Below are 23,595 nucleotides of genomic sequence, written 5' to 3'. Positions count from 1 at the left end.
TTTGGTCACGGTGCCATGAGAAAGGTGTGATTGCCATGTCCCTTCGAGAGCTGCGTATCTACGGCGACCCAGTCTTGGGCAGCCGCGCGGAGGAAATTAGTAAATTTGATGCCGGTCTGCGTGCTCTGGCGAGCGATATGCTCGAGACCATGGATAAAGCCGGGGGAGTTGGGCTAGCGGCTAATCAGGTAGGGATTTTGCAGCGAATCTTTGTCTATGACTGCTCGCATACCCAATCTGGGCTGCGTGGGGCGATTGTTAACCCGGCCTGGACTCCGGTGGGGGAGCAGCAGCAAATAGGTCCGGAAGGATGCCTATCCATTCCGGGAATTAGCGCGGAAACCACGCGGTTCAACCAGGTTTTTGTGTCTGGCCAGGATATTGAGGGGCGCCCTGTGTCCATGGTGGCCTCAGGACTGATGGCTCGGTGCATCCAGCATGAGACCGACCACCTCGATGGGGTGCTCTTCCTACAACGCCTAGAGGCGCCAGTGCGCAAGGAGGCCATGCGCGCCATCCGTGAATCCGAGTGGTTTAACGCCTCGTAGCCCGCTCGCTGTGGCGGCAGCGTTGCGGCGTTGTAGCCTAGTATTTTGAACGATAATAAGAGGAGAGTTTCCCCGCATGCGGATCATTTTTGCCGGTACCCCTGAGCCAGCCGTTGTGGCCTTGGAAAAGCTGCTTGCCTCGTCGCACGAGGTGGTGGCGGTAATCACCCGCCCAGACGCGAAGAAGGGCCGCGGCCGCACTCTTCACCCGAGCCCAGTGAAGGCGCTCGCCCAAGAACACGGCATCGAAGTATTGACCCCGACCACCCTGCGCCCTGACTCGGAGGATGGGCAGGCGCTGCGCGCCCGCTTAAAGGAATTGCAGCCTGAGGCGATTCCGGTGGTGGCCTACGGCAATCTGGTGACTAAGGACCTGCTGGAACTACCACAGCATGGCTGGGTAAACCTGCACTTTTCCTTGCTTCCGGCATGGCGCGGCGCGGCCCCGGTGCAGGCTGCCATTGCCGCAGGCGATGACGTGACCGGCGCATCAACCTTCCGCATTGAGGAGGGCCTTGATACCGGCCCGGTGCTCGGCACCGTGACGGAGGAGATTAAAGGAACCGATACTGCCGATGACCTGTTGACGCGCCTTGCCTATTCCGGCGGCGATCTGCTCGTGGCCACCATGGATGGCCTAGCGGCGGGACAGCTGGAGGCGCAGCCGCAGCAGGGGGAGGCTACCTATGCGCCGAAAATCTCTACCGCGCAGGCACGCGTGGAGTGGTCCCAACCGGCATTTGCCATCGATCGGCACATTCGCGCACACACGCCTGGGCCGGGTGCATGGACCATGTGGGACGAGGCCCGCGTGAAGATTGGACCGGTCAGCCGCATAGAAGAGGCGGCGGTTCCACAGGAACTAGAACCAGGGCAGCTGCACATTGCCAAGAAAGCCGTATTCATCGGTACCGGTTCGCAGCCAGTCCAGCTGGGTAAAATCCAGCCTCCGGGAAAGAAGATGATGAATGCGGCCGATTGGGCCCGTGGACTAGGCAAGGATGCCGAGGTGAAGTTTCAATGAGTGGTGGTTTCCGTTCCCGCAGCAAGTCCGGGGATAAGTCGCCGGCGGGAAAGCCGCAGGACTCCCACAAATCCACTGGTGCGAAGGGCCGAGATGGCCGCCCGCAACGGCAGCAGCATGGTGGCCGCGGTGGGCAGCATAGGGGCCGGCAGGCTGCTAAGGGCCAGCGTCCCGGCAAGCGCCAGGAAGGCGGTCTGATTCAGGCCGCGCTGGCCGCGGGCGTGGATGCGCCGCGTTCGGTCGCCTTCGACGTGGTGCGCAGGGTAAGCGAGGATGATGCTTTTGCCAACCTCATCATGCCCAAGGCACTGCGCAAGCAAAAGCTCAAGGGGCGCGACGCCGCCTTCGCCACCGAAATCACCTACGGCACGCTGCGCACCCTTGGCGTAGTTGATGCCGTCATCGCAGAGTGCTCCTCTCGCGGCCTCGAGGCCATTTCCCCAGCCGTGGTTGATGCCTTGCGTCTGGGTGCCTATCAAGTTCTTTATACCCGCGTGGAGCCACACGCGGCGGTTGATACCACCGTTCGTTTGGTAGAAGCCGCCGGTGAAGTCAAGGCCAAGGGCTTTGCCAATGGCATCATGCGCACCATTACGCGGACGCCGGCCAAGGCCTGGCTGGACAAGCTCGCCCCGCAGGGAGAAATCGCCGGCATCGCCTTTAAGCATGCCCACCCCACCTGGATTGCGGAATCGTTTAGCCGCGTGTTGGGCCTAGGGGAGTTGGAGGCTGCCCTGGAGGCGGATTCGGATCGACCTTCGGTTCATCTGGTGGCGCGTCCCGGGGAAATCTCGGCCGAGGAATTGGCCCTGATGACCGGCAATGAGGAGGGGCGTTATTCCCCTTATGCGGTGTACATGGAATCCGGTGACCCCGGCCAATTGGAACCCGTGCGCCAAGGATTGGCGGCCGTGCAGGACGAGGGTTCGCAGCTGATTGCCCGCGCGGTATGCGAGGCGCCCCTCGAAGGCGAGGACACCGGCCGGTGGCTGGATCTCTGCGCCGGTCCCGGCGGTAAGGCGGCCTTGATGGGCGCGCTTGCCCGCATCGACTCCGCGCATGTTGATGCAGTGGAGGTATCTCCGCACCGAGCGGCGCTGATTGAAAAGACGGTGAGCGATTTGCCCGTGGACGTCCATGTGGCAGATGGCCGCAATCCCGGGGTGGGAGAGGGCTTTGACCGCGTGCTTGTCGATGCCCCTTGTTCCGGCCTCGGCGCCCTCCGTCGCCGACCCGAGGCGCGGTGGCGCAAGTCGGAGGCCGATATTGCCGAGCTTAACCAGCTGCAATTCGAGCTCTTGTCTTCCGCATTAAACCTGGTGCGTCCAGGTGGCGTGGTTATCTACTCCACGTGTTCGCCAGATCTGCGCGAGACGAGGGGCATCGTTGACCGCGCCGTGCGCGAACTCGGCGCCGAAGAACTCGATGCGCATGCTCTCATCCCTGATATGGGCGATGTGGGCCATGAGAAGTCCGTGCAGATGTGGCCGCATCGGCACGGTACCGACGCCATGTTCTTTGCGGCGCTTTGCCGCGCAGCCGACTAATCGCGATAGACTGGTGGGCATGTCCGCACCGATTATTTCCCCTTCCATCCTGGCCGCCGATTTTTCTCGCTTGGGCGAGGAACTAGCGGCGATTGATACCGCAGACTGGGTCCATGTGGACATTATGGATGGGCACTTTGTGCCCAACCTGTCCTTCGGCCCAGATATCACGGCCACGGTCCATCGCAGCACCGATAAGCCACTAGATGTCCACCTCATGATCGAGGAACCCGAAAAGTGGGTGGAGACCTATGCCAAGGCGGGCGCACATACGATTATCTTCCACGTGGAGGCCGTCGCCGATGACCAAGCAGCGGTGGACTTGGCCCAGCGCATCCGCGATTTGGGCGTGCGTGCGGCCTTTTCCATCAAGCCAGGCACCGCCATCGAGCCGTGGTTGGATAAGCTGCGCCATTTCGATGAGGTGCTCGTGATGTCTGTGGAGCCTGGCTTCGGCGGGCAAAAGTTCATGCCAGAGATGCTGGAGAAGGTCCGTAAACTGCGCCGCAGCATTGATGAGCAGGGCCTTGAAACCGTCATCGAGATCGATGGCGGCATTTCGCCCGAGACCATCGGGGCAGCCGCCGAGGCGGGTTGCGACGCTTTCGTGGCAGGCTCAGCCGTATTCAAGTCGGACGATCCCGCCGGCGTCGTCAAGCAGCTGCGTGATCTGGCGGCTGGTGCCTGATGGCCGCGGAGAACCAGAACAGCACTCTCTCCGCAGCGCTGTTGCGCGCGATGGCCGCGGGTGCTGAGGTACGTGGAACCACGAGCCCTAATCCACCGGTAGGCGCGGTCATCGTGTCGCCAGCTGGGGAAATTGTGGGCGTCGGCGCCACCCAGCCCGTGGGAGGCGCGCATGCCGAGGTCATGGCGTTGCAGGAGGCCGGAGATAGGGCGCGCGGCGCCACGGCCGTGGTCACCTTGGAACCCTGTGCGCATACCGGCCGCACGGGTCCCTGCGCGCAGGCGCTTATCGATGCCGGCGTGGCTCGCGTGTACTACCTCCACGCCGATCCCACCCCGCAGGCTGCGGGTGGAGCAGAAGTGTTAGCGGAGGCCGGAGTGGACGTCGCCAAGTTAGAAAAGCCCCCGCACGCCGAGGATGCTTTGGTGCCATGGCTATTCGCCGTGCGCACCCAGCGGCCCCACGTCACCTTGAAGTTCGCGCAAACGCTGGACGGTTTTACGGCCGCGGCCGATGGAACCAGCCAATGGATTACGGGCGAGGAGGCACGCGACTGGGTGCATGCCGATAGGGCGCACCGCGATGCCATCGTGGTAGGTACCGGCACTGCGCTGGCTGATAATCCCTCGCTCACCGCACGCTTTCACGACGGGAGCCTGCGCGCGCACCAGCCACGCCGGGTGGTCATCGGCAAGCGTGATTTGGAATCGGCGGGCGATGCAGCAAGCCACCTGCGCGAGCTAGGGTACGAGCAGTACGAGAGCATCGAAGAGGCGCTCTTCGAGCTCTACGCCACCGGTGCCCGCGACGTCCTCGTGGAAGGAGGCGCAGGCCTAGCCAGTAGCTTCCTGAAGGCCGATTTGGTGGATGCCATCTCTGCCTATATCGCGCCACTTTTGCTGGGCGAAGGCCGCGGCGTGCTCGCGCACCCCGTGACCCAGACGCTGGCAGAAGCCACCCGTTTCCGCCGGGTGGGAATGAAGGCGCTGGGTGATGACGTTCTTATTGAATACGTGCGCTAGGCGCTCTTAACAGCTAATAGCGAGAAAGGTTGGACGTGTTTACTGGGCTAGTACAAGAGTTGGGCACCGTGGAGGCAATGGAGCCGCACGCAGACGCGCTTCGCCTGAGCATTCGTGCCCCGCGCACCGTCGCGGAGGCCGCATTGGGTGATTCCATTGCCATTAACGGCGTATGCCTTACCGTGGCGGATCTGTCGGCGGATACTTTTTGTGCGGATGTGATGCAGGAGTCCCTTGACCGCACCGCCTTGGGGCGCCTTGCCGAGGGCGATCCGGTCAATGTCGAACCGGCGCTGCTTCCCACCACCCGGCTGGGCGGGCACATTATGCAAGGACACGTGGACGGCACCGCGACGCTCCAGAGCCGAACTAGCTCCGAGAACTGGGATGTGCTGCGGTTTAGCTTGCCGTCCGAGCTTGCCCGGTACGTCGTGGAAAAGGGCTCCATTGCCGTGAGCGGCACCTCGCTGACGGTGAGCTCCGTGGGCCCAGACTGGTTCGAGGTATCCCTTATCCCCACCACATTGCGCGATACCATTCACGGCGCCTTGCCGGTGGGAGGAGAGGTAAACCTCGAGGTGGATGTGCTGGCCAAGTATGTAGAAAAGATGCTTCACCCCGAAGCTTAACCCCCTGAGGCTAAGGACTAGACTGCTACCTTATGAGCGCGAGTGATACTTCCATCCGTCTAGATTCCATCGACCAGGCCATCGCGGATATCGCCGCTGGTAAGCCGGTTGTTGTCATCGATGATGAGGATCGCGAAAATGAAGGCGATCTGATTTTCGCCGCGGAGCTAGCCACCCCGGAACTCGTGGCCTTCATGGTGCGCTATTCCTCTGGATATATCTGCGCACCCTTATTGCCAGACGATTGCAACCGCCTGAACCTTCCGCCGATGCTGGCGGTCAACCAGGATGTGCGCGGCACCGCCTATACGGTGACCGTGGATGCAGCAACGGGAAGTACCGGTATTTCTGCGACTTCGCGTGCAGAAACCATCCGCCGCCTAGCAGACCCAAACACCACGCCGGGCGAATTCACCCGCCCAGGCCACGTCGTGCCGCTGTGTGCCCGCCCAGGCGGCGTTCTGGAGCGGGACGGACATACTGAGGCCTCCATTGATCTGGCCCGTTTGGCGGGCCTGCGCCCGGCCGGTGTGCTGTGCGAGATCGTCTCGGAGGATGACCCCACGGATATGGCGCGCTCGCCAGAGTTGCGTCGCTTTGCCGATACGCATGGGCTCTCCATGATCTCTATCGCGCAGCTCATCGAGTGGCGCCGCCATAATGAAACGCAGGTCACCCGCCAGGTAACCACTGAGCTGCCCACCGAATACGGTCACTTCACCGCCATCGGTTACCGCCATGAGGTAGACGGGCAGGAACACGTTGCGTTGGTCGCCGGCGATCCCGCCCAGCTGTGCGGCGCACGCGACGTCCTAGTGCGCGTCCATTCGGAATGCCTAACCGGCGATGCCTTTGGCTCACGACGCTGCGATTGCGGGCCTCAACTGCATGAATCCATGTGCCTTATCAGCCAAGAAGGCCGCGGCGTGGTCATCTACCTGCGCGGTCAGGAAGGACGCGGCATCGGGCTTTTGCATAAGTTGGAGGCGTACCGCCTGCAGGATTCGGGCATGGATACCGTCGATGCCAACCTGGAGCAGGGCCTGCCCGAGGACGCCCGCGAGTACTCCGTGGCCGGGCAGATCCTTCGCGATCTCGGCATAGAATCCGCAAACCTTTTAACCAATAATCCGCATAAGGGCGAAGGGCTGAGCGGATTTGGCGTGGATGCCAGCCACCACACGCCGCTGGCCACCCCAGCACACGCGGATAATATTGAATACTTGCGTACTAAGCGCGACCGCATGGGCCACGACCTTCCGCAGGTTGCCCAGTGGGACGCAGAACATAAATAAATCTTTGACGTGCGATTGAAAGGATAGCGATGAGTAAAGAAGGTCTGCCTGATATTGCCCAGGTAGATGGCAGTGGACTGCGCGTTGCCGTGGTTACCGCTACATGGAACGCAGAAATCTGCGACCAGCTCCATGCCCAGGCGGTGCAGACCGCTACCGACAATGGTGCTGAGGTTGACGAATACCGAGTGATAGGTGCCCTGGAACTTGGCGTTGTGGTCCAAGCAGCAGCTCGCTCCTACGATGCCGTGGTGGCACTAGGCTGCGTTATCCGTGGCGGCACCCCGCACTTTGACTACGTATGTGACTCTGTCACCCAAGCGCTTACCCGTATCTCGCTCGATGAATCCACCCCGGTAGCTAACGGCGTGCTGACCGTCAACGACCAGCAGCAAGCCATCGACCGCGCCGGTTTTGCAGATTCGGTAGAAAACAAGGGCGCCGAAGCAATGATTGCGGCTTTAGATACCGCGCTGCAGTTACGTACACTAAACGCAGCACAGAAGTAACCTCTAGCAATGCGTCAGCGCCCAATGCTTGACCACTAAGGTGGCCAGCGGGGCGCGCCCCAAAGGAGTATGCACATGAACGAGGCGCAGGCCCCAAAGAATCCGCAGCACAGCCGCCAGCTTAGCGACGCCGAAGTATTGGCCTATACCAGCGCCGATCCCTTCGCACAGACCACCTCTAAACCGTGGGAGTTTACGGCGACCTCGCCCTTCCTGCGCAAGGTGGCTATCGCCTGGGTGATCCTCGTTCTGGCCATCCATATCTTCATGGGAATCACCTTGGATGTGTCTTTTACCGGTGCGCACGTGACTACCATCGACAAATTCGCCTTCCCTGGCGTAGGTGTTCTCATTTCCGTTCTGTCCTGGATCGCTCTTAACCGTCCCCGCCTGCGCGCAAATGAGGATGGGGTAGAGGTCCGCAATATCGTGGGCACGCGCTTTTATCCGTGGCAGGTGGTCTACGGACTTTCCTTCCCTGTAGGCCAGCGTATGGCACGCCTTGAGCTGCCCGAGTTCGAATTCGTCCCCGTCTGGGCGTTGCAATCTGGCGATAAGGACACCGTCATCGACAACGTCCGCCGCTTCCGCGACGTGGAAGCCAAGTACATGCCTCAGGATTAACAATTGGCTGACCCCACCACCTACCGCCCGGCCCCTGGAACCATTCCCACCGACCCGGGCGTCTATAAGTTCCGCGATGAAAACCGCCGCGTTATCTACGTAGGCAAAGCCAAGAACCTGCGCGCTCGGCTGTCGAACTATTTTCAGGACATCACGCAACTGCACCCGCGTACTCGCCAAATGGTGCTCACCGCCAACTCGGTGGAGTGGACGGTAGTTGCCAGCGAGGTGGAAGCCTTGCAGTTGGAGTACACGTGGATCAAGCGCTTTGATCCGCACTTCAACGTCATGTACCGCGACGATAAAACCTATCCTATGCTCGCGGTTTCGGTCGGGGAGACGGTCCCTCGCGCCTTTTTCTACCGTGGCCCACGGCGCAAAGGCGTGCGCTATTTCGGCCCCTATTCCCATGCCTGGGCCGTGCGCGAAAGCTTGGACTTGCTTACCCGCGTCTTTCCCATGCGCACCTGCTCAAAAGGCGTGTATAACCGGCATGAGCGGCTCGGGCGGCCGTGCCTATTGGGCTATATCGGCAAATGCGATGCACCCTGCATTGGCCGAGTAAGCAAAGAAGACCACCGCGAGACGGTCAACGATCTCGTGTCCTTCATGAATGGCAACACCGGTTCAGTGCGCCGCAAACTCACCCAGGACATGGAGCAGGCCGCCGAAAACCTAGAGTTCGAACGCGCTGCGCGCCTGCGCGATGACTTGGGCGCTATTGACAAGATCATGGAACAGCAAGCCGTGGTCTTTACAGACGGCACGGATGCTGATCTCATTGCTTTTAACTCGGATGAACTTGAGGCAGCGGTACAGATTTTCCACGTTCGCGATGGGCGCATTCGCGGTCAGCGCGGTTGGGTAGTCGAACGCGCCGGCGATCAGGCGAGTTCAGAGCCCTTGGAAGAGGGGCAGCCTGATCCCGCGCTGCCCGCGTTGGTACAAAACTTCCTCATCCAGTTCTATTCCGATGCGGTAGAGCGCGAGAAACAAGAGGCGCGGGAAGATGCTGCGCTCGCCGCGGACGTGAAGCGGCGCGGGGTGGACCAAGAATCGCACATGAAATCCCGCCGCGTGCAGGTTATTCCACGCCAGATTTTGGTTCAGGCCCTGCCGGATGAACCGGAGCAGGTCGTCGCGCTGCTGGAGGAGCTGCGCGGCGCCCAAGTAGACCTGCGCGTTCCTCAGCGCGGCGATAAAAAACAGCTTATGGCCACGGTGGAGAAAAACGCCAAGGAGCAATTGCGCCAACATAAGCTCAAGCGGGTAGGAGACCTCACCGCACGCTCGGCGGCATTGCAGGATATTCAAGAAGCCTTGGGCATGGAGCAAGCCCCATTGCGCATCGAATGTACTGATATCTCGCACATTCAAGGCACAGATGTGGTTGCTTCCCTGGTGGTCTTTGAAGATGGTTTGCCCAAGAAGTCGGACTATAGGCGCTACCGCATTAAGGAGGCGGCAGGTGATGGCCGATCGGATGACGTCGGTTCTATCGCAGAGGTCACGCGCCGTCGGTTTAAGCGTCACAAGCAAGATAAGCTGGCCCATCCGGATGAGGAAGTAGAAGAGTCTTCCTTTGCAGAGGAGAAGGTGGCGGAAGAATCTTCCGAAGCGGGTCGCCGCTTTGCGTATCCACCGCAGCTTTTTATCGTAGATGGCGGTGCGCCCCAGGTGGCCGCGGCTCAAGAAGTATTTGATGAGTTAGGCATCGTGGATGTAACCCTGGTGGGCTTGGCCAAGCGCCTCGAGGAAATCTGGGTTCCCGGCGATGATGAGCCGGTGATTTTGCCGCGCAACTCGCAAGCGCTCTTCCTCCTGCAGCAAATTCGTGATGAAGCCCACCGCTTTGCCATTACTTACCACCGGCAGCAGCGCTCAAAGCGAATGCGTTCCTCGGTACTCGATTCCGTGCCGGGATTGGGACCGCAACGGCGCACCGATCTGGTCAAACATTTTGGTTCGGTGAAAAAGCTCAAGGCTGCGACTGTGGATGAGATCTGTGAGGTTAATGGCTTTGGTCCAAGACTGGCCCAGACCGTGTATGAGAGTTTGCATGATTCTGCGGGCAATTAAGTGGCATTCTCCTAGAGGCAGCGAAGCTTGAAGCGCTAGACTGAAGAGCATGACGCATTTCGAAACTCCACCCATTTTGATAACCGGCATGTCCGGCGGCGGGTTGAGTTCCGCTGCCAAAGTGTTTGAGGACAAGGGCTACTACGTGGCCCACAATATTCCGCCTCGCGCCATTGTTGACCTGCTCAAGCTGTGCAACCAAGAAGAAACTCCGGTGGGCAAGGTAGCAGCCGTCACGGATGTGCGCTCGCGCATGTTCCCAGGGTCTCTGCTAGAGATTATGGATGAGCTTACGGAACTAAATATGAAGCCCACCGTGCTCTTTTTGGATGCTCGCGATGATGTACTCATCCGCCGCTTCGATTCGGTGCGGCGCACCCACCCCTTGCAGGAGGGGGACACGCTCAAAGTAGGAATCCAACGCGAGCGCCAGGCAGTGGCAGAAGTGCGTTCCCATGCGGATATCATTATCGATACGACCAACCTATCCATTCATGATCTCCGCCGTGCCATTGAGGCCGCCTTTGGTGAGATGCAAAATGCAAAGCAGCATGTCACCGTCGAATCCTTTGGATTTAAGAATGGCTCGCCCCGCGATGCTGACTTAGTAGTAGACGTGCGGTTCCTGCCCAACCCCTATTGGGTTCCAGAACTGCGCGGATACCGCGGTACGGATGAACCAGTTGCCCACTATGTGCTCTCGCAGCCAGCGGCGCAGGAATTCGTAGACAATTTCTTGCAGATGTTTTCCACCATGCTGGATGGCTACCGCCATGAGGGTAAGAACTTCATCACGCTTGGCGTCGGTTGCACGGGCGGTCACCACCGGTCCGTTGCCGTCGCAGAGGCTATTGCGGCGCGCCTGCGAGACAATGACACCTTGGACGTCAGCACCTTGCATAGGGATATCGCTCGAGGCTAGAGCACAGGAGTTTTAACGCTTTTATGACCAATCCTTCACACATGGTCTGCCTTGGCGGCGGCCATGGACTTTATCAAACCCTTCTGTCCGCACGCTTTAGCGAGGCGGCCGATATTTCTGCCATTGTTACCGTCGCGGATGATGGCGGTTCCTCTGGCCGTTTGCGCCGCGAGCTGGAAATCATTCCACCGGGTGACTTGCGCATGGCGCTGGCTGCCTTGGCCAATAGTGACCCAGTGGGGGACTTGTGGGCACGGACTTTGCAACATCGTTTCGGAGGCAATGGCGCGATGGCAGGGCATGCGGTGGGCAATCTGATGATTGCGGGATTAACGGATGTGCTCGGTGATTATCAAGCTGCCCTGGACACCATTGCAGAGCTTACTAATTCCCAGGGGCGAGTCTTCCCAGTGGTCAACCAGGCGCTAGAGATTGAGGCGGACGTAGCCGGGCTTGACGACGACCCCCGTGTCATGCGCCAGGTCCGCGGCCAGGTTGCCGTCGCTTCCACGCCGGGCCAGGTGCGGCGCGTGCGCATCGTGCCCGAACAGCCCAGCGCGAATCCGGATGCGCTCGATGCCATCCAGCGCGCGGATCTCATCACCATCGGTCCAGGCTCGTGGTTTAGTTCGGTATTGCCACATACTCTCGTGCCGGAGGTAGTGGATGCGATTTCTGCTTCCGATGCGCTGCGCGTCGTTGTTTTGAACCTTTCGGCCGAGCCCGGTGAGACTAATGGCTTCTCCGCGGAGCGCCACTTGCATGTGCTCGCTCAACACGCCCCCGATCTGCGGATTGACCGCATTTTGGTGGACGAGGCGGCTTTACCCACCGATAGTGAGCGCGTCTATATTCAGCGCGCCGCGCAGTCCCTAGGCGCTCGCGCTACCTTCGCGGATGTGAGCCAAGTTGATGCCAATGGCCGTAGCATCAATAAGCACGACCCGGAAAAGCTGTCTGCGGCACTCTTGGACCTATATTCGGACTATCGCAGCACTAGCGATTAGAACCAGCGTTTATTCATCAGACTAGGGTGCGGCCAATCGCGCTCGACCGACTGCGCGGCGATCGAGCCCGCGCGGTATGATGTCAGAAATCCTTTCACCGCACTGGGTTGGAAGCAATGGCTCTAGCCGGTATGCGTACTTTGTGACTGTGAGAAAAGAAATGGGGCGAACTAGGTGACCACACCATTGACCGACCAGGTCAAAGAAGAATTGACGGCTGTCGTTGTGCCACGCCAGTCCGCTCGCGCTGCCGAACTGGCGGCGATGTTGCGCTTCGCCGGCGAGCTAGATATTTCCGGCGACAGCATGTCCTATGAGCTAGAACTAGAAAGCCACGCTATTGCACGGCGTTTCATCAACGCTCTTGATGACCTCTATGGGATCACTGCTGATAGCCATGTCGCCGGCCCAGCAGGAACCACCAAGAAGACTCGCGTGACGGTTCGCATCTCCACCGGTGCGAAAGAGCTGACCCGTCGGCTGGGCCTTATCACCCGCTCCGGCCATGCAGTAGTGGGTCTGCCGCCGCAGGTCATCTCCGGCACCGTGGCCGATAGCGAAGCAGCATGGCGCGGAGCCTTCCTTGCCCATGGCAGCCTCACGGAGCCAGGCCGCTCTTCCGCGCTGGAAGTCACCTGCCCGTGCCAAGAGGCTGCGTTGGCATTGGTGGGCTGCGCCCGCCGCCTTGGTATCTCTGCGAAGACCAAGGAGACCCGCGGCGAAGATCGCGTCGTTGTACGCGATGGTGATGCTATCGGGGCGCTTCTTACCCGGATGGGTGCTCAGGAGACTCGCCTCAGCTGGGAAAAGAAGCGCGTTAAACGGGAGGCGCACGATACCTCGCGGCGCTTGGACAATTTTGATGACGCCAACCTTCGGCGCTCTGCTCGCGCTGCGGTTACCGCGGCAGCGCGCGTTGACCGCGCCATGGAGATTTTGGGTGACGATGTCCCTGAGCACTTGGCAGACGCGGGCCGCTTGCGAGTTCAGCACCGCGAGGCTTCGCTCGAAGAGCTGGGCCGGTTGGCCGAGCCTCCTATGACTAAGGACGCAGTAGCTGGGCGTATTCGCCGCTTGCTGTCGATGGCCGATAAACGAGCCGAGGAGCTTGATATCCCCGATACCAATCAAGCGATTACAGATGACCTTTTCAACGAATCCTGACCCTCGGAATCACCTACATTAAAAGAACTCCCCGCAGTGCGGATACCAAAGTGGTAGGCGCAGCTGCGGGGAGATTTTTAGTGCCTTCCCGGCTAGCAGGTGCGCAACCGGTTAGCCAGAAGCGTTAAAGAACTAGGGCACGAGGAATCCTAGGACGTTGGTCATCAGGAATACGATGACGCAGACAAACGCAAGGAAGGCCACGGAGTAGCCCACTACGTTCTTCAGGATGACTGATTCCTTGCCCTCCATATTGATGGCGGTAGCCGCAATTGCAAGGGACTGCGGGGAGATCATCTTGCCCACAACGCCGCCTGCGGTATTGGCCGCGAGCATGAGGTCAGGATTCACGCTGATTCGCTCTGCCGCTGCAACCTGCAGGTTGGCAAAGAGGGCATTAGCAGACGTATCGGAGCCAGTAACCGCGGTACCAATCCAGCCCAGGACTGGGGCGAAGAGCGCAAAGATGCTGCCGGCAGAAGAGACGAACTCACCAATAGCAATAGTCTGGCCGGAGTAGTTCATCGTATAGGCCAAGGCCAGCACCAGGATGATGGTAAGAGCCGAGAACTTCATGCGGCTGACTACGTCCCCAAAGGCGCTTACTGGCTGCCCAAAGCTTAGGCTGTAGCGGCCATTTTCATTGAAGTAGTGGTAGACAACCGCAACAATAATGCCCGAGAGTAGCAGGAGCGTACCTGGATTGCCAAAGACATTGAAGCTGAAGCTGGTATCCATGAGCTTGCCGTCGGCGTCGACAATCGCGTCATCAAGCAAAGGCCACGCAAAGTGGAGCTTGAGGAATCCGAAGATGGCTGGGGCGGCGGTGGCCACGGCAAAGACCACGGTCACTACGGCGTAGGGAAGCAGCGCCATCCAGATACGGCGTCCGTTGAGGTCGGTGGTGGACTCAGCGGCAGGCAGCTCGAGACGCTCGCGCAACTCCTTGACGCCCTTCGGCTTCCATACCCGGAGGAAGGCGAAAGCACAGCCCAAAGAGACGATGCAGGCGATGACGTTGGTGAGCTGGTACGCAAAGAAAGTCGCGGTCAACCACTGAGCCAACGCGAAGGAAATGCCAATCACGGCAGCAGCCGGGGCAGTTTCCTTGACACCGCGGAAGCCATCCAAGATGAAGGCGATGAGGAATGGCACGATGGCGGCGATGAGCAGCACCTGCAAGGAGATAAGTGCTGCGATGTCGTGGGTTTGCTCGGCGCTGCGACCGGCTACCTCGCCAGCAGTGGTTACGGGGATGCCAACCGCGCCAAAAGCAACCGGAGCGGTATTAGCAATCAGAACTACTGTAGCCGCGCGCAGTGGCTTCACACCGAGCGCCATGACCATGGTCGCGGTAATGGCTACGGGGGCACCAAAACCGGCGAGGGCCTCCAACAAACCGCCAAAACAGAAGGCGATGAGGATAGCCTGGATGCGAATATCGCCGTCACCCAAAAGGTCAAAGGTCTTGCGCAGGTCCTCGAAGCGCCCGGAAGCTACGGTGATTTCATAGAACCAGATTGCAGTAATGATGACCCAGACAATGGGCAGGAGCCCGAACAGCCCGCCGCGTACGGCAGAGGACAAAGCCATATCTACCGGCATGGAGAAGCCGGCGATGGCAATAATGAGGGATACTGCCAGGGCAACGGCGCCAGAAGTATGCGCGCGTGCCTTTACGCCTAGCAGCATGATAAAGAATGCAATGAGCGGGAGAATCGCCACCAGGGCGGTAAGCCCGAGGCTGTCACCCACAGCAGAGGTATTTATTTCGAACAAGAGAAGTCCTTGATTTCTACGGTGGTCTTGCCCGTAGGAGATTACGGGCACCTGAAAGCATTCTCACGGTGACCAACGGTGGCGCTAGAGCAGGCAGGGTTGCCTTAAACGCTTTGTGAGCCAGTGAGTAAAGAAAGCATATCGTGCTGTGGGTGTCGCGGAAACAATACGGTCGTCTTATTAGGCGTCAGTAGCAGTGCTGCGAAATGTCCGATCGGACAGAGGCGGGCACAACCCCTAAAGTATGTAAGTGATATATCTCACGTTTACGGGGTAAACACAACACAAACCCACGGGTTCGGGCTTATCCAGCGGATTTGTATGTGGGAAATAAAAAGGATCGGAAAGAGTGTACGCGATTTTGGAAAGTCTGTCATCTACTAGTTCTTAAGGCCGCTGGGAGTCTGCGCTGACCAAAAACGCTCGGTAGTATCGGCGATGTAAGGGAAAACGCTCGGGCGCTTCTCAAACACAGACTTCATCGAAAGACCCGCGCACATACCCGTACACACAATTACTCGACTCTTTGAGGAGAAATACAGTGACTATCCGCGTAGGTATCAATGGCTTTGGCCGCATCGGCCGTAACTTTTTCCGTGCAGTCGCTCAGGGTGACAACGACCTCGAAGTTGTTGCAGTAAACGACCTGACCGACAACGGCACGCTGGCTAACCTGCTGAAGTACGACTCCGTACTGGGCCGCTTCGATGGCGAAATTACCCACGACGATGAGTCCATCACCGTTAACGGTCACCGCATCGTGGTAACCGCCGAGAAGGACCCGAAGCAGCTCAAGTGGGGCGAGTACAACGTAGACCTCGTCATCGAGTCCACCGGCCGCTTCACCAACGGCAACGACGCCAAGGCTCACCTCGAAGCTGGCGCCAAGAAGGTCATTATCTCCGCTCCGGGTAAGGAAGTAGACGCAACCTTCGTCTACGGCGTCAACTCTGACACCTATGATCCGGCAAACCACAACGTCATCTCCGCAGCATCCTGCACCACTAACTGCCTGGCACCGATGGCAAAGGTTCTCAATGACGAGTTCGGCATCGAAAAGGGCCTGATGACCACCGTTCACGCTTACACCGGCGACCAGCGCATCCAGGACGCTCCACACAAGGATCCGCGCCGCGCCCGTGCCGCTGCAGTAAACATGGTGCCTACCTCCACTGGTGCTGCTAAGGCCGTTTCCCTGGTTCTGCCTGAGCTGGACGGCAAGCTGGATGGCTACGCAATGCGCGTCCCGGTTATCACCGGCTCCGCTACCGACCTCACCTTCACCGCTTCCCGCGACGTCACTGCTGAGGAAATCAACGCTGCCCTGAAGGAAGCTGCTGAGGGCGAGCTCAAGGACACCCTCGCATACACCGAGGATCCACTGGTTTCCACCGACATTGTTACCTCCCCGCACGGCTGCATCTTCGACTCCGGCATGACCAAGGTTTCCAACGGCAACTTGGTCAAGGTTCTGGGCTGGTACGACAACGAGTGGGGCTACACTTCCCAGCTCGTTCGCCTGACCAACCTGGTGGCAGACAAGCTCTAAACTAGAGCTCTAGCAATGAGGATCCGGCCTCGATGCAAGTCTCAACGGCACTGCGTCGCGGCCGGTATTCTTATATCTATAGCCTTTTAACCCGTCCGAATTAATTAAGGAGTAAATAATGGCTTTCCAGACTCTTGACGATCTCCTCAAGGAGGGCGTCGAATCCCGCCACGTCCTCGTCCGCTCTGACTTCAATGTTCCACTCGATGAAGAAGGAAACATTACCGATCCCGGACGCATCAACGCTTCTCTTCCGACCATCAAGGCACTGGTAGAGGGCGGCGCAAAGGTCATTCTTTCCGCACACCTGGGTCGTCCAAAGGGTGAGGTAAACGCTAAATTCTCTTTGTCGCCAGTAGCTGAAGCGCTGTCTGAGGCACTTGGCCAGTACGTTGCCCTAGCCGGCGATGTCACCGGAGAAGACGCGCATGAGCGTGCCAACGGCCTCAACGATGGCGACGTGATGTTGGTAGAAAACGTCCGCTTCGACCCCCGTGAGACCTCCAAGGACGAGGCTGAGCGCGGCCAGTTCGCTGACGAGCTCGTTGCTCTGGCAGCCGATAACGGCGCTTTTGTTTCCGATGGCTTTGGCGTTGTCCACCGTGCGCAGGCATCTGTGTATGACGTCGCTAAGCGCCTGCCGGCTTACGCAGGCAAGCTCGTAGAAAAGGAACTGTCGGTTTTGTCCACCGTAGCTAAGGAGCCGGAGCACCCGTACGTGGTTGTGCTCGGCGGCGCTAAGGTTTCGGATAAGCTCGGCGTGATTGAAGCACTGGCCGGCAAGGCAGACAAGGTCATCATTGGTGGCGGCATGTGCTACACCCTGCTGGCTGCCAAGGGCTACAACGTGCAAGAGTCCCTGCTGCAAGAAGATCAGATCGAAAACTGCAAGGACCTGCTCGAGCGCTTTGGTGACAAGCTGGTGCTTCCGGTTGATCTGATTGCTGCAAGCAAGTTCGCGGCGGATGCAGAGACCCAGGTGGTCGAGCTCGATAGCATCCCAGAGGGCTGGATGTCCCTGGATATTGGGCCAAAGTCCGTGGAAAAATTTGCAGAAGTTCTTGCTTCTTCCAAGACCGTCTTCTGGAATGGCCCGATGGGCGTATTCGAAATGGAAGCTTTCTCCAAGGGCACTGGTGGTGTAGCGCAGGCTATTATCGACGCCACCGCAAACAACGGTTCCTTCTCCGTCGTCGGTGGCGGCGACTCCGCTGCCTCCGTGCGTATGCTGGGCTTGGACGAGGACGGCTTCAGCCATATCTCCACCGGCGGCGGCGCCTCCCTCGAGTACCTCGAGGGCAAGGAGCTTCCGGGCGTATCTGTCCTGGAAGCCTAAAACTGCCTGATCAACTTGCCATAAAGAGAGGAAAAATTCATGGCACGCACCCCACTTATTGCAGGTAACTGGAAGATGAACCTTGACCACGTCGAGGCCATCGGCTCCGTTCAAAAGTTCGCCTTCTCCCTGCCAAAGGACTACTACGAGAAGGTCGACGTGGCCTACATGGTCCCGTTTACTGATATCCGCACTGTCCAAACGTTGGTAGAGGGCGACAAGCTGCAGGTCACCTACGGTGCGCAGGACATCTCTAAGCACGAGTCCGGCGCATTCACTGGTGAAGTATCTGGCAAGATGCTGGCCAAGCTCGGCTGCAGCTGGGTGGTCGTGGGCCATTCGGAGCGCCGTCAGTACCACGGCGAGACCGATAAGCTTGTTGCAGAAAAGGCAGCCGCAGCATTGGACAATGGCATCAGCCCCATCGTGTGCGTGGGCGAGCCGCTGGCTGTACGCGAGGCCGGTACCCACGTGGACTACGTGGTTAACCAGACCCGCAATTCTTTGGCTGGCCTGAGCGCAGACCAGCTTGCCAAGACTGTTATCGCCTACGAGCCAGTTTGGGCGATTGGCACCGGCAAAGTTGCCTCCGCAGACGATGCCCAGGAAGTCTGCGCCGCCATCCGTGAGCTCGTAAAGGAGCTCGCAGGCGAGGACGTTGCTGCAGGTATCCGCATTCTCTACGGTGGTTCCGTCAAGGTTGATTCCGTTGCAGAGATCGTCAGCAAGCCTGACGTCGACGGCGGCCTTATCGGTGGTGCCTCCTTGGTCGGCGAGGAGTTTGCCAAGTTGGCGGCCAACGCAGCTAATGCCCTGAACTAACAGGAGTTATCACCTGTCACAGGTTTGCGCAAAGGCGCGGGTTGGAATGGTTCCAGCCCGCGCCATCGTGTACAGTGGGCCGGTGTGATTGCTTTGCTGTACGCGAAGCCTAAAAGTACGATTCCGCGCTAGCGGGTGGCGAGAGTTACCCACAGGGCGCACGTTAGAACTAAGGAATATCCTCATGGTCTTGGCACTGGAAATCATCTTGGTCATCGCAGCTATTTTGATGTCCATCTTTGTGCTGCTGCACAAAGGCAAAGGTGGCGGCCTGTCCAGCCTCTTCGGCGGCGGCGTGCAGTCGAACCTTTCCGGCTCGACCGTCGTGGAAAAGAACCTGGACCGTTACACCGTGATCATGGTAATTATCTGGCTTGCGTGCATCGTAGGCCTTAACCTCATCCAGGCATTCGCTTAAGCTATCAGCTGGAATAGCGAAAGCGCCGGTATCGGCTTCCAACCTCTTGGTTCCCTGTGGGAACTGGAGGTGGGGAAGCGGTACCGGCGCTTTTTGTGTGGCGCCGAGCCACAAGTTCAGCTCGGCTGCGCGTTAGGCAGCCGTGCCTAGAGCTCGGAGGCAGCGTCATCGGCAAGGAAGAGGATGGTCTCCTCCTTACCGTGCACGCCTGCAGCCGGCCATTCTTCGGCTTCAGCGCCTTCAACGACATGCTTGGCAGCTTCCGCCTTGGCCTCGCCTGCAACAAGAAGCCAAATACGAGCAGACTTGTTTACCGCGGGAAGAGTAAGGGTAATGCGCTCGCTCGGCGGCTTGGGAGAGTCATGGACGGGAACAGCTAGCTCTTCTTGTTCCCGAACCGCCTCAGAATGGGGGAACAAGGAATTGATATGGCCCTCTTCGCCCATGCCCAGCAGATGCAGGTCGAATCCGTTCGGGGCGAATTCCTTTAGCTCTGGCTCATACGCACTCGCTGCGGCTTCCATGGACACCGCGCCCAGATCAAAACCGTGAATATTCTGATCCGGAATATCTACGTGATTGAGCAGGGCACTGCGTGCTTGACCCTCATTAGAATCTGCGTCAGAGACGGGCACATTACGCTCGTCGCCGAAAAAGACGTGAACGCGCGACCAATCGATGCGCTGGGCTGGAAAATTCTCGCCTTGCTGCTGTGCCGCGAAATCCAAACGAGCTAGTTCGTGAAGAACGCCAATTCCAGCGCCACCGCCGGTTAGGACAACTCGCGCGACCCCATCGTGGTGGAGCCCGCCACCGGCGGCCTGGATACGCGCTACGGTATCCACGAATTTCAGCGCGGCCTGGGAGATAAGGTCATCCACATCGCTTACGCGGTGAAGAGTTACCATGAGGTATCGCTATCCTTTGCAAAGAATCAGAGTTAAGCCGTTTTACTGCTTACTGTAGTCTACTTGCGCGAGCGCACGGAGTGCTTGCGCATAAGTCTTATCGGCATCCAGATGGCGCAATTCTTCAGAGAGAACCTCAGCTTGGGAGCGCTTGCTAAGGCTCACCAAGGAATCCGGAGAACCTGGAACGCACACACGCACCGTGCGCTCGTCGATGACATCAACGTCGACGTGGCTCGTTTCCCGATTAAACCGCAAGTGGGTCACTGGGAAGTGCGGCTCCTGAGAGTCGGTGACAGTGCGGTGGACGGGCACTGCCAAACGATCGAGGAGCCATCCGGCCGCGAAGTCTGGAGCTGGGTGGCCCGCAGGTCCCGCTACCTCGACGGACTGCACGGGCTCGTGAGGATGGCGGTCCAATGCGGAGGCCACGACGCCGCGCCACAAAGTGATGGCGGCCCAGGACATATCAGAATCGCCCGGCGTGTAGCCGGCGGATAATGTGCGCAGATCTTCGCCAGTGACGCGTCCGTCATGGGCAACGTTGGTAATGCGGCGTTGAGCCAGCTTGCCCACCGAGCTGGAAGCTGGGTCGGGCGGGCACAAGGTAGGCCACCAGGCGACCAAGGGGGTATCGGGAAGCAGCAGTGGAGTAACGACTGCCTCGTCCTGGTTTGCCAAAGCGCCGTGCAACTTCATGATGACCATCTCAGAAGCACCCGCTTCACCGCCCACGCGCAGCTGCGCGTCCAGGTGGGTATCTGCCTGCGGGTCGCCCGTCACGACGACCAGAACGCGCGACGGGTGCTCGTGGGAGGCATCACGCACGGAGGCCAGGATGTTTTCCAGATCATCGTCCTCGCGGGCAGCCACGATTAGGGTGAGTACTCGGCCGGTAGTAAGGGTGTAATGCTCCTGGGCCTCTACTAGCTTTTTGGAGATTTCACGCGTAGTGGTGTTGGGCAATGGAATAATCATTGTCTGCGTCCCTCCTATGGGCGGCGCCAGGAGTGGCCCCGGCGGCGCAACATTCTATCGGCGGATTCCGGGCCCCACGTGCCAGCACGGTATTCCTCCGGCTGGCCTGCTTCGGCCCAGTAATCGATGATGGGATCCAAAATCGACCAGGAAAGTTCTACCTCTTCGTTAGTGGGGAAGAGCGAGGACTCATCGAGGAGGGCATCCAAAATCAAGCGCTCGTATGCTTCCGGAGATTCCTCGGTAAAGGCCTCGGCATAAGCAAAGTCCATATTGACGTCGCGGACCTCCATGGTGGAGCCGGGCACCTTGGAACCAAAGCGCATGGTGACACCTTCATCCGGTTGTACGCGGATAACCACTGCGTTTCGGCCCAGCGCATCGGTCTGGCCGTCAACGAATGGTTGATTTGGCGCTGCCTTGAACACCAGCGCAATCTCGGTCACGCGGCGGCCCAAGCGCTTGCCCGTGCGCAGGTAGAAGGGTACTCCTCCCCAGCGGCGGGAGTTTACTTCCAAGGTGCAGGCTGCATAGGTCTCCGTCGTGGACTCCGGATCGAAGCCTTCTTCTTCGCGCAAGCCCTTGACAAACTCGGAGCCTTGCCAGCCGGCGGAGTACTGGCCGCGAGCAGTTGTTTTATTGAGTGGGTGCACGGCGTGGGTAGCGCGCAGCACCTTGACCTTTTCTGCCTGCAGGGCCTCAGGCTCGAAGGAGGAGGGTTCTTCCATCGCAACCAGAGCCAAAAGCTGCAGCAGGTGGTTCTGGATGACGTCGCGAGCCGCACCGATGCCGTCATAATAGCCAGCGCGGCCGCCCAAGCCAATATCTTCGGCCATGGTGATTTGGACGTGATCGATGTAGTGGGCGTTCCACATGGGCTCAAAAATTTGATTGGCAAAGCGCAAAGCCATGATGTTTTGCACCGTCTCCTTGCCCAAATAATGGTCAATGCGGAACACCGCGGACTCGGGAAAGACGGCGTTGACAATCTCATTGAGCTTGCGGGCAGACTCTTGATCGTGGCCGAAAGGCTTTTCAATGATTACTCGGCGCCAAGAGTCCTCGACGGAGTTGGCCATGCCCACCCGCTCCAGCTGGTGGCAGATATTGGAGAAGAATTCCGGTGGAACCGAAAGGTAGTATGCCCAGTTGCTGCCGGTGCCGCGCTCGCGATCTAGCTCGCCCAAACGCGCCGAGAGGCGATCGAATCCAGCATCGTCGAAAGAGCCTTGCACAAATTCGATGCCCTGGGATAGATGCTGCCAGACATCTTCATTGAACTCGGTACGTGAGCCAGCGATGACGGCTGAGCGAACGTAGTCACAGAATGCGACCTTGTCCCAGTCACGGCGACCATAACCCACAAGGGTAAAGCCAGCGGGTAGGAGTCCACGGCTTGCTAGGTCGTAGATTGCGGGCAGTAGCTTTTTATATGCCAGGTCACCGGTAACGCCGAAGATGACCATGCCCGCGGGTCCTGCGATTCGCGGCAATCGCTTGTCGCTGGCATTGCGCAAGGGGTTGACCCAAGCGGCTGAGTCGGTCACGAAGAATCCTTCCTGAGTTTATGGGCTTTAAGCTCGCTAATATTCTAGCGGCAGAATGCCCCGCCGAATTCTCGGCGGGGCACAAGTCACACGGCTAGTTTACGCGAGTCGCTCCTCAATGGAAGCAAGCAGTTCCTCCCACGCGGCGACAAACTTATCTACGCCCTCGCGCTCCAGCACTGCAAAGACATCATCGAAATCAATGCCGACCTCTTCTAGCTGGGCAAAGACGCCTTCTGCGGCCTCGCGGCTATCAGACAGGGCATCGCCGTGGAGGTTACCCTCGGAGAGAACCGCATCGATGGTCTTTTCCGGCATGGTGTTGACCGTATGCGGGCCAGCCAGCTCCGATACGTACAAAGTGGCTGGGTACTCCGGATTCTTTACACCAGTAGATGCCCACAGTGGACGCTGGAGGTGGGCTCCCTCGGGCAAATCGGCGTCGTTAAGCAAGGCGTCCTGGAAGAGGGCATAGGCGCGCTGTGCATTGGCGACGCCCGCCTTACCCCGCAGTGCCAGAGCAATCTCGCTGCCAATGGCTTCCAAACGCTTATCTACTTCGGTATCCAAACGGGAAACAAAGAAGGAAGCCACGGAGTGAATGGTGGAGACGTCCTTGCCTGCTTCGGCGGCACGCTTGAGTCCGGTCCGGAAAGCCTCTATGACATCGCGGTAGCGATCCACGGAGAAAATAAGGGTGACGTTGACGCTGATTCCCTCCGCCAGGGCATCTTTGATGGCCGGAAGGGAGCCGGTCGTGGCCGGAATCTTAATCATCACGTTGGGACGATCAACCTTGGACCACAGCTCACGCGCCTGTTCAAGGGTGGCTGTCGCGTCATCAGAAATGCGTGGGTCGACCTCGATGGACACGCGGCCATCTGCGCCGTTAGTAGAGGAGTAGATATCCGCAAAGAGGTCGCAGGCATTCTTTACGTCCTCGATGGCCAATGCGTACACCGCTTCATCGGCGGTGGCCTTGGTCTCCTTCAACGTGGAAAGCTCGGCGTCGTAGGCGGTGCCGTTGGTCATCGCCGCGGCGAAGATCGCCGGGTTGGTGGTAACTCCCACGATGGACTTAGCGGAAATTATCTCCTTGAGATTGCCCGAGACTAGGCGCTCGCGAGAAAGGTCATCGAGCCAGGTTGAGGTTCCCAGCTGGGCAAGTTCGGAAATGTGGTTCATGATTACTCCTTATCC

Annotated in this window: 22 protein-coding genes; 17 read left to right on the top strand and 5 right to left on the bottom strand. The window is 59.1% G+C overall.

The features are described from left to right. The first annotated feature begins 35 nt into the window (after positions 1 to 35). The 13 genes from def (at position 36) to whiA (ending at position 13,058) form a co-directional block, all read left to right on the top strand. Positions 36 to 548: a peptide deformylase gene (gene def, locus RAE09_RS00725; RefSeq protein ID WP_316980698.1), complete on the top strand. Its 513-nt coding sequence runs from the start codon at positions 36 to 38 to the stop codon at positions 546 to 548. A gap of 76 nt (positions 549 to 624) precedes the next feature. Further along, positions 625 to 1,572, top strand: a complete 948-nt coding sequence (gene fmt / locus RAE09_RS00720; protein ID WP_302257785.1) for a methionyl-tRNA formyltransferase — start codon at positions 625 to 627, stop codon at positions 1,570 to 1,572. Next, entirely contained in the window at positions 1,569 to 3,119 is a 1,551-nt protein-coding gene (locus tag RAE09_RS00715; RefSeq protein ID WP_302257783.1) for an RsmB/NOP family class I SAM-dependent RNA methyltransferase, read from the top strand. Before fmt ends, RAE09_RS00715 begins: the two co-directional genes overlap by 4 nt. Positions 3,120 to 3,138: 19 nt before the next feature. Then, positions 3,139 to 3,807 (top strand): ribulose-phosphate 3-epimerase, encoded by a 669-nt coding sequence (gene rpe / locus RAE09_RS00710; protein WP_302257780.1) that lies wholly within the window; start codon positions 3,139 to 3,141, stop codon positions 3,805 to 3,807. After that, on the top strand, positions 3,807 to 4,829 hold the full coding sequence (gene ribD / locus RAE09_RS00705) for a bifunctional diaminohydroxyphosphoribosylaminopyrimidine deaminase/5-amino-6-(5-phosphoribosylamino)uracil reductase RibD (RefSeq protein ID WP_150850281.1): 1,023 nt from the start codon (positions 3,807 to 3,809) through the stop codon (positions 4,827 to 4,829). Before rpe ends, ribD begins: the two co-directional genes overlap by 1 nt. Positions 4,830 to 4,864: 35 nt before the next feature. Further along, entirely contained in the window at positions 4,865 to 5,458 is a 594-nt protein-coding gene (locus tag RAE09_RS00700) for a riboflavin synthase (RefSeq protein ID WP_302257776.1), read from the top strand. A gap of 32 nt (positions 5,459 to 5,490) precedes the next feature. Then, on the top strand, positions 5,491 to 6,753 hold the full coding sequence (locus RAE09_RS00695; RefSeq protein ID WP_302257774.1) for a bifunctional 3,4-dihydroxy-2-butanone-4-phosphate synthase/GTP cyclohydrolase II: 1,263 nt from the start codon (positions 5,491 to 5,493) through the stop codon (positions 6,751 to 6,753). Positions 6,754 to 6,782: 29 nt separating this feature from the next. Continuing rightward, complete coding sequence (gene ribH / locus RAE09_RS00690; protein ID WP_150850284.1) at positions 6,783 to 7,262, top strand: 6,7-dimethyl-8-ribityllumazine synthase; 480 nt, start codon at positions 6,783 to 6,785, stop codon at positions 7,260 to 7,262. Positions 7,263 to 7,337: 75 nt separating this feature from the next. Further along, positions 7,338 to 7,886: a PH domain-containing protein gene (locus RAE09_RS00685; protein WP_049360775.1), complete on the top strand. Its 549-nt coding sequence runs from the start codon at positions 7,338 to 7,340 to the stop codon at positions 7,884 to 7,886. 3 nt (positions 7,887 to 7,889) lie between these two features. Next, a complete protein-coding gene (uvrC, locus tag RAE09_RS00680; protein WP_316980697.1) occupies positions 7,890 to 9,965 on the top strand; it encodes an excinuclease ABC subunit UvrC in 2,076 nt (691 codons plus the stop codon). Positions 9,966 to 10,005: 40 nt separating this feature from the next. Then, on the top strand, positions 10,006 to 10,887 hold the full coding sequence (rapZ, locus tag RAE09_RS00675; protein ID WP_200435698.1) for an RNase adapter RapZ: 882 nt from the start codon (positions 10,006 to 10,008) through the stop codon (positions 10,885 to 10,887). Positions 10,888 to 10,910: 23 nt separating this feature from the next. Further along, positions 10,911 to 11,894 carry a gluconeogenesis factor YvcK family protein gene (locus RAE09_RS00670; RefSeq protein WP_150850286.1) on the top strand — a complete coding sequence of 328 codons (984 nt, stop codon included), beginning with the start codon at positions 10,911 to 10,913 and terminating at the stop codon, positions 11,892 to 11,894. 174 nt (positions 11,895 to 12,068) lie between these two features. Then, positions 12,069 to 13,058: a DNA-binding protein WhiA gene (whiA, locus tag RAE09_RS00665; protein WP_250408517.1), complete on the top strand. Its 990-nt coding sequence runs from the start codon at positions 12,069 to 12,071 to the stop codon at positions 13,056 to 13,058. Between the two features lie 132 nt (positions 13,059 to 13,190). Here whiA and RAE09_RS00660 read toward each other — a convergent pair whose 3' ends face one another. Continuing rightward, entirely contained in the window at positions 13,191 to 14,837 is a 1,647-nt protein-coding gene (locus RAE09_RS00660; RefSeq protein ID WP_150850287.1) for an L-lactate permease, read from the bottom strand. A 541-nt stretch (positions 14,838 to 15,378) separates the two neighbouring features. On the opposite strand from RAE09_RS00660, the gene gap reads away from it, so the two are divergent. The 4 genes from gap (at position 15,379) to secG (ending at position 18,962) form a co-directional block, all read left to right on the top strand. Beyond that, positions 15,379 to 16,386 (top strand): type I glyceraldehyde-3-phosphate dehydrogenase, encoded by a 1,008-nt coding sequence (gene gap / locus RAE09_RS00655; RefSeq protein WP_005324862.1) that lies wholly within the window; start codon positions 15,379 to 15,381, stop codon positions 16,384 to 16,386. A gap of 118 nt (positions 16,387 to 16,504) precedes the next feature. Further along, complete coding sequence (locus tag RAE09_RS00650) at positions 16,505 to 17,722, top strand: phosphoglycerate kinase (protein ID WP_302257767.1); 1,218 nt, start codon at positions 16,505 to 16,507, stop codon at positions 17,720 to 17,722. Positions 17,723 to 17,761: 39 nt separating this feature from the next. Then, positions 17,762 to 18,544 carry a triose-phosphate isomerase gene (gene tpiA, locus RAE09_RS00645; RefSeq protein ID WP_302257764.1) on the top strand — a complete coding sequence of 261 codons (783 nt, stop codon included), beginning with the start codon at positions 17,762 to 17,764 and terminating at the stop codon, positions 18,542 to 18,544. Positions 18,545 to 18,728: 184 nt separating this feature from the next. After that, positions 18,729 to 18,962: a preprotein translocase subunit SecG gene (gene secG, locus RAE09_RS00640; RefSeq protein WP_150851357.1), complete on the top strand. Its 234-nt coding sequence runs from the start codon at positions 18,729 to 18,731 to the stop codon at positions 18,960 to 18,962. A gap of 146 nt (positions 18,963 to 19,108) precedes the next feature. Here secG and pgl read toward each other — a convergent pair whose 3' ends face one another. The 4 genes from pgl to tal form a co-directional block, all read right to left on the bottom strand. After that, entirely contained in the window at positions 19,109 to 19,870 is a 762-nt protein-coding gene (pgl, locus tag RAE09_RS00635) for a 6-phosphogluconolactonase (protein WP_150851356.1), read from the bottom strand. 42 nt (positions 19,871 to 19,912) lie between these two features. Next, positions 19,913 to 20,848, bottom strand: coding sequence for a glucose-6-phosphate dehydrogenase assembly protein OpcA (locus RAE09_RS00630; RefSeq protein WP_179386532.1), 936 nt, complete (start codon positions 20,846 to 20,848; stop codon positions 19,913 to 19,915). Positions 20,849 to 20,862: 14 nt separating this feature from the next. Next, the gene (gene zwf / locus RAE09_RS00625; protein WP_005328410.1) at positions 20,863 to 22,395 is read right to left on the bottom strand and encodes a glucose-6-phosphate dehydrogenase; all 1,533 of its coding nucleotides are present in this window, start codon (positions 22,393 to 22,395) and stop codon (positions 20,863 to 20,865) included. A gap of 99 nt (positions 22,396 to 22,494) precedes the next feature. Next, positions 22,495 to 23,580, bottom strand: coding sequence for a transaldolase (gene tal, locus RAE09_RS00620; protein WP_302257761.1), 1,086 nt, complete (start codon positions 23,578 to 23,580; stop codon positions 22,495 to 22,497). Positions 23,581 to 23,595 lie beyond the last annotated feature (15 nt).

The sequence above is a fragment of the Corynebacterium tuberculostearicum genome, assembly GCF_032821615.1.
Lineage (GTDB): Bacteria > Actinomycetota > Actinomycetes > Mycobacteriales > Mycobacteriaceae > Corynebacterium > Corynebacterium tuberculostearicum_H.
The sequence above is the reverse complement of the archived record's forward strand: the minus strand, read 5'-3'. Positions and strand labels throughout refer to the sequence as shown.

Bases quoted from the DNA above. Each gene is read 5' to 3' on its own strand.
- def (WP_316980698.1), top strand. From the start codon at position 36: ATGTCCCTTCGAGAGCTGCGTATCTACGGCGACCCAGTCTTGGGCAGC.
- fmt (WP_302257785.1), top strand. From the start codon at position 625: ATGCGGATCATTTTTGCCGGTACCCCTGAGCCAGCCGTTGTGGCCTTG.
- RAE09_RS00715 (WP_302257783.1), top strand. From the start codon at position 1,569: ATGAGTGGTGGTTTCCGTTCCCGCAGCAAGTCCGGGGATAAGTCGCCG.
- rpe (WP_302257780.1), top strand. From the start codon at position 3,139: ATGTCCGCACCGATTATTTCCCCTTCCATCCTGGCCGCCGATTTTTCT.
- ribD (WP_150850281.1), top strand. From the start codon at position 3,807: ATGGCCGCGGAGAACCAGAACAGCACTCTCTCCGCAGCGCTGTTGCGC.
- RAE09_RS00695 (WP_302257774.1), top strand. From the start codon at position 5,491: ATGAGCGCGAGTGATACTTCCATCCGTCTAGATTCCATCGACCAGGCC.
- ribH (WP_150850284.1), top strand. From the start codon at position 6,783: ATGAGTAAAGAAGGTCTGCCTGATATTGCCCAGGTAGATGGCAGTGGA.
- RAE09_RS00685 (WP_049360775.1), top strand. From the start codon at position 7,338: ATGAACGAGGCGCAGGCCCCAAAGAATCCGCAGCACAGCCGCCAGCTT.
- RAE09_RS00670 (WP_150850286.1), top strand. From the start codon at position 10,911: ATGACCAATCCTTCACACATGGTCTGCCTTGGCGGCGGCCATGGACTT.
- RAE09_RS00650 (WP_302257767.1), top strand. From the start codon at position 16,505: ATGGCTTTCCAGACTCTTGACGATCTCCTCAAGGAGGGCGTCGAATCC.
- tpiA (WP_302257764.1), top strand. From the start codon at position 17,762: ATGGCACGCACCCCACTTATTGCAGGTAACTGGAAGATGAACCTTGAC.
- secG (WP_150851357.1), top strand. From the start codon at position 18,729: ATGGTCTTGGCACTGGAAATCATCTTGGTCATCGCAGCTATTTTGATG.
- pgl (WP_150851356.1), bottom strand. From the start codon at position 19,870: ATGGTAACTCTTCACCGCGTAAGCGATGTGGATGACCTTATCTCCCAG.
- RAE09_RS00630 (WP_179386532.1), bottom strand. From the start codon at position 20,848: ATGATTATTCCATTGCCCAACACCACTACGCGTGAAATCTCCAAAAAG.
- tal (WP_302257761.1), bottom strand. From the start codon at position 23,580: ATGAACCACATTTCCGAACTTGCCCAGCTGGGAACCTCAACCTGGCTC.